The organism is Streptomyces sp. NRRL WC-3549 (genome assembly GCF_000721935.1).
Taxonomy (GTDB): domain Bacteria; phylum Actinomycetota; class Actinomycetes; order Streptomycetales; family Streptomycetaceae; genus Streptomyces.
In genome coordinates this window covers 361,251-373,292 of sequence record NZ_KL585394.1, presented here as the reverse complement: position 1 = coordinate 373,292, position 12,042 = coordinate 361,251, and the positions used below count along the sequence as shown (strand labels likewise).

The 12,042-nt window shown below is 72.4% G+C and carries 8 protein-coding genes and 1 pseudogene; 3 read left to right on the top strand and 6 right to left on the bottom strand.

The genetic code is table 11. From position 1 onward, the window contains the following. Both IH13_RS0112465 and IH13_RS0112460 read right to left on the bottom strand, forming a co-directional pair. A pseudogene (locus IH13_RS0112465) lies at positions 1-406 on the bottom strand (GNAT family N-acetyltransferase); the annotation flags it as partial. A 42-nt stretch (positions 407-448) separates the two neighbouring features. Next, the gene (locus tag IH13_RS0112460) at positions 449-1,507 is read right to left on the bottom strand and encodes a C40 family peptidase (RefSeq protein WP_031083821.1); all 1,059 of its coding nucleotides are present in this window, start codon (positions 1,505-1,507) and stop codon (positions 449-451) included. Positions 1,508-1,774: 267 nt separating this feature from the next. On the opposite strand from IH13_RS0112460, the gene IH13_RS0112455 reads away from it, so the two are divergent. Then, positions 1,775-2,128 carry a hypothetical protein gene (locus IH13_RS0112455; protein ID WP_031083819.1) on the top strand — a complete coding sequence of 118 codons (354 nt, stop codon included), beginning with the start codon at positions 1,775-1,777 and terminating at the stop codon, positions 2,126-2,128. Positions 2,129-2,189: 61 nt separating this feature from the next. Here the strand turns inward: IH13_RS0112455 and IH13_RS0112450 are convergent, their stop codons facing one another. After that, a complete protein-coding gene (locus IH13_RS0112450; RefSeq protein WP_031083816.1) occupies positions 2,190-3,383 on the bottom strand; it encodes a C40 family peptidase in 1,194 nt (397 codons plus the stop codon). Positions 3,384-3,832: 449 nt separating this feature from the next. Between IH13_RS0112450 and pcrA the strand changes: the two genes are divergently transcribed. Continuing rightward, positions 3,833-6,271: a DNA helicase PcrA gene (gene pcrA, locus IH13_RS0112445; RefSeq protein WP_031083814.1), complete on the top strand. Its 2,439-nt coding sequence runs from the start codon at positions 3,833-3,835 to the stop codon at positions 6,269-6,271. 55 nt (positions 6,272-6,326) lie between these two features. On the opposite strand, the gene IH13_RS0112440 is transcribed toward pcrA, so the two are convergent. Next, complete coding sequence (locus tag IH13_RS0112440; RefSeq protein ID WP_031083807.1) at positions 6,327-8,009, bottom strand: M23 family metallopeptidase; 1,683 nt, start codon at positions 8,007-8,009, stop codon at positions 6,327-6,329. A 316-nt stretch (positions 8,010-8,325) separates the two neighbouring features. Then, positions 8,326-9,282, bottom strand: a complete 957-nt coding sequence (locus IH13_RS0112435) for a lipase family alpha/beta hydrolase (protein ID WP_031083806.1) — start codon at positions 9,280-9,282, stop codon at positions 8,326-8,328. A gap of 406 nt (positions 9,283-9,688) precedes the next feature. Here IH13_RS0112435 and IH13_RS0112430 point away from each other — a divergent pair, with 406 nt between their 5' ends. Further along, positions 9,689-10,102: a coenzyme B12-dependent isobutyryl CoA mutase small subunit gene (locus tag IH13_RS0112430; RefSeq protein ID WP_031083805.1), complete on the top strand. Its 414-nt coding sequence runs from the start codon at positions 9,689-9,691 to the stop codon at positions 10,100-10,102. 291 nt (positions 10,103-10,393) lie between these two features. On the opposite strand, the gene IH13_RS0112425 is transcribed toward IH13_RS0112430, so the two are convergent. Further along, the coding region (locus IH13_RS0112425; RefSeq protein ID WP_234433275.1) for a DUF5691 domain-containing protein at positions 10,394-12,042 on the bottom strand (1,649 nt) is incomplete at its 5' end.

Genomic DNA, 12,042 nt, shown 5'->3' with positions numbered 1-12,042 from the left:
TGTGCTGGACGGCGGCGGCCGTGGTGAACTCCGCCTCGGTCACCGGCTCGGCGACTCGCAGACCGGCCACCGGCTTCGGGGCGAGGAGGGTGCCGGGTGTGCAGGCGAGGACCGGAGCGCGGCTCTCCACGGTGAACCCGGCCGCCAGCAGGGCGGGTTCGACGGCCGGGGCGCAGGCGGGCAGGTACTCCAGGCGGGGCAGCCGGTCACGCCCGCGCATGGCCGCGACGAGGCCGGCGACGTCCTCGGCCGTGGGTTCGGCGCCCGGGTCGGGGATGGCGTAGTTGGCGAACTTCAGCGCCCACCCGGGGTTGTGGCGCACGGTGAAGGGGCCCGTGCGGTAGTGGTCCGGGGAGCGCCGGGCCAGCGTGCGCGCGTAGTCCTGGATGGCGCGGTCCGTCGGCACGGGTGGGGCCTTCTCTCTCGCGGGGCCGGGCGACCCGGGAGCCTACGCCACCCGGGTCGCCCCCGCGAACGGCATGTCGCTGACCGGCGCGACGCGGACCGGGGCTCCGGGGCGCGGTGCGTGGATCATCTGGCCGCCGCCGATGTACATCCCGACGTGGGAGATCCCGGAGTAGAAGAACACCAGGTCCCCCGGGGCCAGTTCGGAGCGGGAGACCCGGGTGCCGGCGTTGATCTGGGAGTACGTGGTGCGGGGGAGGGAGACGCCGGCGGCGCGCCAGGCGGCCTGGGTGAGGCCGGAGCAGTCGAAGGAGTCGGGCCCGGTGGCGCCCCAGACGTACGGCTTGCCGAGCGCCCCGTACGCGAAGGCCACGGCCTGTGCGGCGCGGGCATTGGGGGCGGGGACGGCGCCGCGGGGGGTGCCGCGGTCGGCGCGTGCGGGACCGCCCCCGTCCCCGCGCTCGAAGTCGGCACGCTGGTCGGCGGTCAGGGTGGCCAGCAGCCTCTGCGCGTCGGCCAGTTTCGAGTGGACGGTCTCCTTCTGCCTGCGCAGTTCGGCCCGGCGGGAGGTGAGGTCCTTCAACTCGTCCTCGGCCCGGGCGCGCAACTGGGCGATCTCGGTGGCCTGGCGGCGCACGCCGTTCAGGGCGCCGGTCTGACGGTCGCCGGCCCGGTCCTCGAAGGAGGCGCGTTCGAGGTACTGGTCGGGATCGGAGGAGAGGGCCAGCCGGACGGCGGGGTCGATGCCGCCGGTGCGGTACTGGGCGGTGGCGAACGAGCCGAGGGCGTTGCGCGCGGCGTTGAGGCGCTCGGTCCTGCGGGCGGCCTGGTCACGCAGCGCGTCGAGGGACTTCTCGGTGGCGGCGGCCTTCTCCTTGGCGCCGTTGTACTTCTCGGTGGCCACCTCGGCGTCGTGGTACAGCCGGTCGACCTCGGCCTTCACCTGGGCCGGAGTGAGCTGGGGCTCGGCCTGTGCGGCGCCCTCGAAGGCGGTGGCGGTGGCCGCCCCGGCGAGGGCCAGGGAGGCGGCGGTGCGGGCAGCAGGTCCGCTGAACAGACGCTGCTTGGGCTTGCGGTGAGCGGCTTTGCGCTGGGCGGCCACGGGGGCGTGGGTCCTTCCGTTCGACTGCCCGTCGGGGAGGTGCCGGCGGGCCCGCCGGGCTCCGGCGGTACCTGGGAGGGACGCTAAGCCCGAGGGAGGAGGAAGAGTCGTAATGACTGCTTTTTGCCGCGATACGACGTTTCGGTTTTCGAAAGTGACCGGAAGAGTCACGCGGAGTCCGGCAATCCCTTCCGGGTGCGAGCAGGCTCATAGGTAAGTCGTACCTGGCTGAAGAGTGGTGATATGCCCGTGGTTAGGCTGCGGGCCATGAACGTACTCATCCATGTCGTCGTGGCCCTGCACATCATCGGCATCGCCTCCCTGCTGGGGGGCTTCCTGACCCAGATGAAGGCCATGGGTGCCGGTACGGCCCGCTTCGTGCCGGCGATGCTGCACGGCGCGCTCACCATGCTGGTCACGGGCGTCGCCCTCGTCGGTCTCGACCAGGCCGACGGCCGGAGCGTGAACAACATCAAGATCGGCGTCAAGCTGCTGGTCCTGATCGTGATCCTGGCGCTCGTCTATGTGAAGCGGGACGACGAGAAGGCCGGCAAGGGCGCGTTCGCGGCGGTCGGCGGGCTGACGGTCGCCAACATCTTCATCGCCACGCTCTGGACCTGAGCCGGGTGCGGTACGGGGCAGGGGGCGGCCCGGCCGGCCGGCCCCTGCCCCGTGTCCCGGGTCACGCCGGGCGCACACTCCCGTAGATCGGCATGGAGTAGATCGACTCCTCGCGTACGTTCGCCCCCGGCTTGGGCGCGTGGATCATCATTCCGTCGCCCTTGTAGAGGCCGACGTGGCTGATGTCGTCGTAGAAGAAGACCAGGTCCCCGGGCTTGAGGTCCGCGGTGGCGACCCGGGTGCCGACCTCGACCTGGTCCCAGGTGGTGCGGGGCAGATCGACACCCGCCGCCTTCCAGGCGGCCTGGGTGAGCCCGGAGCAGTCGTACGAGGAGGGGCCCGTCGCGCCCCAGACGTACGGCTTGCCGATCTGGGCGCGGGCGAAGGCCAGGACCTTCTCGGCCTTCGACGCGTAGCCGGTGCCGGTGCCTGTTCCGGTGCCTGTGCCCGTTCCTGTGCCTGTGCCCGTTCCGGTGCCTGTGCCGGTTCCTGTGCCCTGGTTCGCGGCCTTCTCCCCGGCGGCCCGGTCGGCCTCCGCCTTCGCGGCGGCGGCCTGCTGGCGGGCGAGCTCCTCGGCCTTCCGCCTGGCCTCCGCCTCCTTCTTCCGCTCCAGCTCGGCGAGGCGCGCCTTCTCCTCGGCGGTCAGCTTCGACAGCAGGGTGCGGGCCTCGGAGAGCTTCTCCTGGACCTGCTGCTTGCTGGTGCGCAGCTCGGCCTGGGACGCGGTGAGCGTCTCCAGGCTCTTCGTCGCCTCGGCGCGCTTCGCCGCCGCCTCGTTCTGCTGCGTACGGAAGTCCGCGACCGCCTTCTGCTGCCGACTGGTCATCCGGGACATCAGCTGGTCCTGGTCGAAGTACGACTGCGGGTCGTCCGCCAGGAAGAAGGTCGCCGTCGGGGCGATCGCGCCGCCCCGGTACTGCGCGGCGGCGTAGTGGCCCAGCTCACGGCGGGTCTCGTTGAGCTTCTCGGCGCGCTCGGCGGCGGCCTTCAGGAGGGCGTCCACCTCGGCGCGCTGCTTGGTGGAGGCGGACTTCGCCTCGTTGTACTTCTGCGTCGCGGTGCCCGCCTGCCGGTACAGGGAGTCGACCTTCTTCTGCACCTCCTCGATGGCCGGCGACGGTGGGGCCGGGGCGGCCGTCGCGCTCTGGGTGGAGAGCAGGGTGACGGAGGCGAGCGCGGCCGTGGTGAGGCCGACGGCGGGGGTGGTGGTGCGCAGGCGGGTGCGTGGTCTGCGATGCGACGCCAAGGCCGGCATCTCCTTCCGTGGACCGCCTACCGGGTGAGCGATGGGGGTCCCCCCAGGCCGTTCAGGCACTGGGGGAGGGTTCGGGCGGAACGGAAGGCTGCCCTACGGTCCAGTGGAGCCGGACCGATTCACCCCGGTGCTGCGTGTGGGTCCCCGGTTCCGGCCTCCCGCGGGGAAGTACGGATTCGGCGGAGGTGCCCGCGCGGCGTGGTTCGCCTCGGAGGGGGAAACGGGCCACCTGACCGAGCACGCTAGCCAAGCGTGGTGCCCCTGTGAAGGTTGATGTTCGATATGCCCGATACGTTTTCGTGACCTTTCCCGGGCGGCGGTCGGCGGGCCCGTTCCGGGCTCCGGAATCACACGGTCCGTGTGCGCGCGGTACCTGCGCGCACACGGTCCGGCTCTTCCTGCCGATGCCGCCCCGGACTGTCGGTGGGTCGGCCTAGACTCGTAGGGCGATGAGCAGCCTCTTTGACGACAGTTTCCTGACCGGTCTCCAGCAGCGTGACGACGGTCCTCCGCCGCCTCCCGAGGAGGAGGCACCCGAAGCGGTGCCGGAGGGCCTCTTCGGAGACGTCTTCGACACGCCTCCGCCGCCGCGCGAGACCCACTACCGCGACGGCGCCCCGCGCCCCGTCATCGACTCCGCCGCACTGCTCGAAGGGCTGAACACCGAGCAGCGCGCCGCCGTCGTGCACGCCGGTTCCCCGCTGCTCATCGTCGCGGGCGCCGGCTCCGGCAAGACCCGGGTGCTGACGCACCGGATCGCCCACCTGCTGGCGGAGCGCGGGGTGCACCCCGGGCAGATCCTCGCGATCACCTTCACCAACAAGGCCGCCGGCGAGATGAAGGAGCGCGTCGAGGAGCTCGTCGGGCCGCGCGCCAACGCCATGTGGGTCATGACCTTCCACAGCGCGTGCGTGCGGATCCTGCGCCGCGAGTCCAAGCTGCTCGGCTTCACCTCGTCGTTCTCGATCTACGACGCCGCCGACTCCAAGCGGCTGATGGCCCTGGTCTGCCGCGACCTCGACCTCGACCCGAAGCGCTACCCGCCGAAGTCGTTCACGGCGAAGGTCTCCAACCTCAAGAACGAGCTCATCGACGAGGAGACGTTCGCCGGGCAGGCCGCCGACGGCTTCGAGAAGACCCTGGCGCAGGCGTACGCGCTCTACCAGGCGCGGCTGCGCGAGGCCAACGCCCTCGACTTCGACGACATCATCATGACGACGGTGCACCTGCTCCAGGCGTTCCCCGACGTCGCCGAGCACTACCGGCGCCGCTTCCGGCACGTCCTGGTCGACGAGTACCAGGACACCAACCACGCCCAGTACACCCTGGTGCGCGAGCTGGTCGGCCCGGCCGGGGAGCCCGACGCCCCCGGTGAGCTGTGCGTCGTGGGTGACGCGGACCAGTCGATCTACGCCTTCCGGGGCGCGACCATCCGCAACATCCTCCAGTTCGAGGAGGACTACCCGGACGCCACGACGATCATGCTGGAGCAGAACTACCGCTCCACGCAGACGATCCTCTCGGCGGCCAACGCCGTCATCGAGCGCAACGAGAGCCGCCGCCCCAAGAACCTCTGGACGAACGCCGGCGCCGGCACCCGGATCACCGGGTACGTCGCCGACACCGAGCACGACGAGGCGCAGTTCATCGCCGACGAGATCGACCGGCTGACGGACGCCGGGGAGGCGAAGGCGGGCGACGTCGCGGTCTTCTACCGCACGAACGCCCAGTCCCGTGTCTTCGAGGAGATCTTCATCCGCGTCGGCCTGCCGTACAAGGTCGTCGGCGGGGTCCGCTTCTACGAGCGCAAGGAGGTCAGGGACGTCCTGGCCTACCTCCGCGTCCTCGCCAACCCCGAGGACACCGTCCCGCTGCGCCGCATCCTCAACGTGCCCAAGCGCGGCATCGGCGACCGGGCCGAGGCGATGATCGACGCCCTGTCGCTGCGCGAGAAGATCTCCTTCCCGCAGGCGCTGCGCCGCGTCGACGAGGCGTACGGCATGGCGGCCCGCTCGGCCAACGCCGTGAAGCGGTTCAACACGCTGATGGAGGAGCTCCGCACGATCGTGGAGTCGGGCGCCGGGCCCGCCGTCGTGCTGGAGGCGGTGCTGGAGCGCACGGGCTATCTCGCCGAACTCCAGTCGTCCACCGACCCGCAGGACGAGACCCGCGTCGAGAACCTCCAAGAGCTCGCCGCCGTCGCCCTCGAGTTCGAGCAGGACCGAGCCGAGGAGGAGGGCGCCGGCACGCTCGCCGAGTTCCTGGAGAAGGTGGCGCTCGTCGCCGACTCCGACCAGATCCCCGACGAGGACGAGGACGGGTCCGGTGTCATCACGCTGATGACCCTGCACACCGCGAAGGGCCTGGAGTTCCCCGTGGTCTTCCTGACCGGCCTGGAGGACGGCGTCTTCCCGCACATGCGGGCGCTGGGCCAGGTAAAGGAGCTGGAGGAGGAGCGCCGGCTCGCCTACGTCGGCATCACGCGCGCCCGCGAGCGGCTGTACCTGACCAGGGCGTCGATGCGCAGTGCCTGGGGGCAGCCCTCGTACAACCCGCCGTCGAGGTTCCTGGAGGAGATCCCGGACCAGCACCTGGAGTGGAAGCGCAAGGGCCCGATGGCGGCTCCGGCGGGACCGACCTCGGGGATCGGCTCGTCGCTGTCCTCGTCCCGCTCGAAGTCCGGCCCGTCCGGATTCGCGACCCGGCGTACGTCGGAGAAGCCGGTCGTCACCCTGGTGGTGGGGGACCGGGTCACGCACGACCAGTTCGGGCTGGGCACGGTGACGGCGGTCGAGGGGTTCGGCGACCAGGCCAAGGCGACGGTCGACTTCGGCGACGAGCGGCCGAAGAAGCTCCTCCTGCGGTACGCGCCGGTCGAGAAGCTCTGACGGACGGAGGGCGGGGAGGCGGTCAGCCGCCTCCCCGCCCTCCGCCCGTCACCCGTCAGTTGGGGTTGACTCCGTGGCTGCGCAGCCACGGCGCCGGGTCGATCGCCGCGCCGCCCCCGGGGCGCACCTCGAAGTGGAGGTGCGGGCCGGTGGAGTTGCCGGAACTCCCGGAGTACGCGATGACGTCACCGGCCTTGACCGAACCGGAGCGCACGCGCGTGGTGCTGAGGTGGCAGTACCAGGTCTCGGTGCCGTCCGCGGCGGTGACGATGGCCATGTTCCCGTAGGCGCTGTTCCACTGGGTGCGGACGGTGCCGTCCGTCGCCGCCATCACGGGGGTGCCGTACGAGACGGGGAAGTCGATGCCCGTGTGGACGGACATCCAGTTCACCCCGGCCTGGCCGTACGAGGCGCTGAGGCCGTGCTGCTGGACCGGGAGCACGAACTTGGGCCGTGCGGCCTCCCGGCGGGCGGCCGCCTCGGCACGCTTCCTCTTCTCCTCGGCCTGACGCTCCTTCAGGTCGATGCGCTCCTGGGTGCGGCTGGCGCGGTCGCGGAAGTTGGCGGCGTCGTCACGGAGGTTGGCGAGCTGGGTGTCGAGCTTGTTGTTGGCCACGGCCGGTTTGACGGTGTCGGCGGCCGCCATGGACGCGGTGTCGTCCTTCTTCTCCTCCGTGCCGCTCACACCGCTCACGGAGGCGGCGGCGATGCCCGCGACGCTCATCACACAGGCGGAGGGCACGGCCACGGTGAGCAGTGCGGAGCGCTTGGCCGGCGTACGGCGTCGGCCCCGGCTGCCTCCGCGCTGTACGGAACGCCCCGCCGGGACGGAGGGGGCGTGGGCCGCGGTCACGTCGATGACCTCGGCGATCTCGGTGACGGCGTCGTGGATGCCGTCGGCGTGGGCGGACGGCTCGTCCTCGGTCCCGGGCGCCGGGCGGGCGGGGGAGGCCGAAGGCTGCTCCCCGGTGACCTCGTCGGCGTAGTCGTGGGTGGTGAACTCGGCCGTGTCGTACGGCTCGTGTGAATCGGCCCGGTGTTCGTACGGCGGGTGCGACGTCTGTTCGGTGGCGTACGCGGTGCTGTCGGGCGTGTCGCCGGAGTTCCAGGCGGTGGCGTCCCAGGCTCCGGTGTCGGCCGACGCGTACCCGGAGGTGTCGAAGGCGCCGGTGGGGAAGTCCGGGACCGTGTAGGTGCCCGTGGCGTAACCCGTTTCGGCGAAGGTGGCGGTGGGGAAGGCGCCGGTGTCGCCGCTGCCCCACGGGTCGGCCGGGGCGGCGTGCTGCCAGCCGCCGGTGTCCCACTGGCCCGTCGCGTCGGGCGCGTCCGCCTGGGCGGGAAGGCCGACTTCGGGCATCCAGACGGCGGTGGTGTCGTAGGTCTGCTGAGCCTGCGGATGGCCCTGGGCGCCGTACGCCTCGTAGGAGGCGGCCTGTTGGTGGGCGCCGGTGTCCCACTGGCCGGTGCCGTACTGGCCGGTGTGGGAGCCGGTGTCGTAGGAGCCGGTGCCGTACGCGCCGTCGTGCTGGGGGTGTTGCCCGGTCCCGGCGGGCTCGCCGTAACCGCCGTACGAGGTCTCCGGTGCGTCGTACGCGGCGCTGAAACCGCTGCCGTACGTCGTGTCGGGGCTGTCCTCGTGGTGATCCGGGAGTGCTCCGAAGAGCGGATCGGTGTCGTAGCTGCCGGTGGTAACGCTGTCGTATCCGGCATACCCGGCGTGGGGGTGCTGGTCGTTCACCAACTTCTCTCTCGCCTCGGCAGCAGGACCTGTGCTGGGGTCCGGTGGGGGGATCCCAGGGGGGAGCAGTGGCCGCGACTGTACCCGGCGGTATGCGACGACGACAATCTTCGGCAGGTTCCGAGCCCCCAGGAAACGGGCAATCGCCCGTCTTTTGGTGGACGGAAGGCGCAGGCTTGGCCCTATGTTCGATGTTTGTTCTATTTTCCGGGCTCCGGATCCGGTTTCGGTTCCGCATCCACGTCCGGTTCGGGGCCCGCGTCCGGTTTCGGTTCCGGGGTGCGAGGGCATGGGCGCGGGCCGAGGACCGCCCGGTTCAGGCGGCGGAGGCCGCACCGGGGCGTTCGGCGGCGGCGTCGGACTCGTCGAGGTACCGGCGGACCGCGGCGGCGACCGCCGGGTGAACGGGGAGCGCGAGGTGGCCGATCCCGGTGACGCGGACGTTCAGGGCGTCGAGGTCGGGGTGGTCGACGCACGCCGTCTCGACCGGGAGCATGATCCGGTCCAGGTCGCTCCAGAAGCTGACGAACCTGGTCCGGCACCCCGGTGCGGGGCGGCGCAACTCCTCGATCAGGTCGGAACCACCGCGCATCTGCCGGACGATCGGGTGTACTCCGGCCGGCGGGGCGAAGGCGGTGCCGCCGTGGGGCGTGCCGAGGGTGACGAGCGTACGGACCCGCCGGTCGCCGCCCAGCCGCTGGACGTAGTAGCGCGCGATCAGGCCGCCGAGGCTGTGGCCGACGATGTCGATCTCCCGGTGGCCCGAGCGGGCGCACATCTCCTCGACGTGCCGGCCGAGCAACTCCGCGGCCGCCCTGACGTCGCAGGTCAGCGGGGAGTAGTTGAGCGACTCCGTATGCGGCCGGCCGTGCCGGGCCAGGGAGCGGCGGAGCAGGACGAAGACGGAGCGGTTGTCGATGAAGCCGTGCAGGAGGAGGACGGGCGGGCGGTCCGTGCCGCTGTCCGTGCTGTCGGCTGTGCCGCTGTCCGTGCTGTCGGCCGAATGGGGGACGCGGGCCGGGGTGGTGCCGTCACCGGGCGCGCCGCCCTGGGCGCCGGCGGTGCGGGGGGCGCCGGACGAGCCGGACGGGCCGGGTTGGGGTGCGGGGAAGGCGGGCCGGCGCTCGGGGACCAGGCCGGAGGGGTAGAGGACCAGGTGCCCGGCGAGGATCGCCAGTTCCAGGGCGGCGGCTCTCAGGGGTGTGGACGCCGGCCAGGCGGGGCGCGGACACGACCGGCTCAGTAGGGAGGGAAGGAAGGACAGCACCTTCATCGGTCGACCTCCTGCACGGCATGCGGGGGAGGCGGCTCGGGGTGGCTCCCTGCCCCGTATGCCCTCACGGGGCGTCGCGTCGCGACAACCGTTCCGTCCGGCCCGGGTGGTCCAGGCAGTCCGGGCAGTCCGGCGCGCACGGCCCGGCCCGGAGCGGGCCGGGGGTCGCACCACCGTGCCGTGCGGCTGACGGCGCGGTGGCACGACGAACTCGTGCGGCTCCCCTGGCGTCGGTCCCCGTGCGGCAGACGTGCCGCACGGCGGGGAAGCGACGCTCGGCGAACATGTCCCATGTGTGATTTCCCCCTCCCCGTCCACCGCGAAACGGCCTCGTGCGGGATGCTGTGGATAACGTTCGTTCACATCCCCGGCCCGTCAGGCACGGGAGACGCATGTGGAGGCAGTGATGGGTGTGACCGGTCCAATCCGTGTGGTGGTGGCGAAGCCGGGCCTCGACGGCCATGACCGCGGGGCCAAGGTGATCGCGCGGGCACTGCGGGACGCGGGTATGGAGGTCATCTATACGGGTCTCCACCAGACCCCCGAACAGATCGTGGACACCGCGATCCAGGAGGACGCCGACGCGATCGGCCTGTCGATCCTGTCGGGCGCGCACAACACGCTGTTCGCCAAGGTCATCGCGCTGTTGAAGGAGCGCGAGGCGGAGGACATCAAGGTGTTCGGCGGCGGCATCATCCCCGAGGCGGACATCCCCCCCCTGAAGGAGCAGGGCGTCGCGGAGATCTTCACGCCCGGTGCGACGACGGCCTCGATCGTGGACTGGGTGAACTCCCACGTGCGCCAGCCGGCGGGTGCCTGAGCCAGACGGGAAGGCCGGGCCGGGCGGACGAAGCCCGGGCCGGGCTGTCGGCTGAGCCGATGGCCGATGGCCGATGGCCGGTGGCCGGTGGCAGGTGACCGGGCGGGCGCGGTGCGTGTGCCCCTGCCCGGCCGGGGCGGGGGGAGCGCGGCGCAGCGCAGCGCTTCGCGGACCGGGCCCAGGACGGGTACGGAGGAGCGACGTGCCACGCCCGCCGCCCCGGTGACGCCTTCGGAGCCGGCCCGGTGGGAGCGGGGCCCAGGTGTGCAGGCGTGTGCAGGTATGTGCAGGTCACCCGCCGGGCTGGTGCCGTGTGCCCGGAGCCACCTCCTGGTTCTGCGCCGCCCGTACGACGTTCGGTTCCGCCCGTCCCCCGACCGGTGCCGGCTGTCCGTCGACCGGTTCCGCCCGCCCGTCGACCGGTGCCGCTGTCTCGTTCCGTGCCCGCTGCGTGCCCTGTGCCCCGTGACCATCCCGTGCCTCTTGCACGTTCCGTGCCACGGGGGGCCCGTCCGAGGTCAGCTCCGCGGCCATGGCCGCGCGTAGGCGCAGGGTGGAGACCAGGCGCCGGAACGCCTCCGACCAGTAGCCGCCCGCACCCGGCGAGGCGCCTTCCGGTTCGTCCTGGACGGCGGTCAGCACTTCGAGCCGGTCCGCCTCGGCGGGGTCCAGGCATCGCTCGGCAAGGCCCATGACGCCGCTGAAACTCCACGGGTAGCTCCCCGCGTCCCGGGCGATGTCCAACGCGTCGACCACCGAGCGGCCGAGGGGACCGGCCCAGGGAACGGCACAGACGCCGAGGAGCTGGAATGCCTCGGACAGGCCGTGCGCCGCGATGAAACGGGCCACCCAGTCCGCCCGCTCGTCGGTGGGCAGGATCGCCAGGAGTTGTGAGCGCTCGGCCAGGGAGGCGGTCCCGGGGACGTTCGCCAGAGGTATGGAGGGGGTGCCCAGCAGGGCCCGGGCCCAGGCGGGATCCCGTTGCCGTACCGCTGCCCGGCACCAGGCGGCATGCAGCTCCGGCTCCCAGCCGTCGGCCACCGGCAGGGCGACGATCTCCTCGGCGCCGCGGCCACCGAACCGCCCAGGCCAGACGGAGAGCGGCGCCGCTTCCACCAACTGTCCGAGCCACCACGAGCGTTCGCCGCGTCCGGGCGGAGGCACCGGCAGCACGCCGTCGCGCTGCATCTCGGCGTCGCATTCGTGGGGGGCCTCCACGCCGATGGTCAGGACATCGCCCGTACGGTCAGGACTCACACAGGTCGTGGCTCGGGCCGCCATCCGGCGGGCCAGGGCCGATTCCGGCAGTGCGGAGAGCAGTTCGGCGGCCGTGGAGCGGACGTTGCGGCTGCGGTCCGCCAGCGCCGCTTCCAGGAAGGCCTCGTCGGCACCGCCGAGACCCGAGCGGAGGGAGTCGAGGAACATCAGCCGGTCCTCGGCGCGTTCGGCGGACCAGGTACCGGCCAGCAGGTCCCGGGCGGCAGCGGGGTCCCGTGTCCGTACGGCGTCGAGGAGCGCGACCCGCTCCGCGAAGAGCCCCTCCTCCCAGAGCCGCCGTATCTCGTCGGGGCTCCCTCCGGCGGTCCGGTGGGCGCCGGGCGAGGTGCGGAGGGCGAACCTCCAGTGCGGGTTCAGCGCCGCCAGCCAGAGCCCACGCGGCCCCGCGAAGGCCAGGACGCGGGGGCGCAGGTCCGTCCGCGCTCTGGCCGCGTCCAGCAACGCCGGCAGCAGCTCGGCCGGGGCGCGGTAGTCCCGCTCAGCGGCCATGGCCAGCCACTGGGGGATGAGCTCCGTGAGGTCGGGCACCGCGCCCCGGCGGCCTCCGCCGGACGGAGCGGAGCGGTCGGCCAGCAACTGGGCGAGGCGACGCCGCGCGGCGGCGGGCAGCGGGGGCCGGGGATCAGGGGGCGCGGGCGCGGGAGGGGCGGCGCCCACGGCGG

Bases quoted from the DNA above. Each gene is read 5' to 3' on its own strand.
- IH13_RS0112455 (WP_031083819.1), top strand. From the start codon at position 1,775: ATGAACGTACTCATCCATGTCGTCGTGGCCCTGCACATCATCGGCATC.
- IH13_RS0112450 (WP_031083816.1), bottom strand. From the start codon at position 3,383: ATGCCGGCCTTGGCGTCGCATCGCAGACCACGCACCCGCCTGCGCACC.
- pcrA (WP_031083814.1), top strand. From the start codon at position 3,833: ATGAGCAGCCTCTTTGACGACAGTTTCCTGACCGGTCTCCAGCAGCGT.
- IH13_RS0112435 (WP_031083806.1), bottom strand. From the start codon at position 9,282: ATGAAGGTGCTGTCCTTCCTTCCCTCCCTACTGAGCCGGTCGTGTCCG.
- IH13_RS0112430 (WP_031083805.1), top strand. From the start codon at position 9,689: ATGGGTGTGACCGGTCCAATCCGTGTGGTGGTGGCGAAGCCGGGCCTC.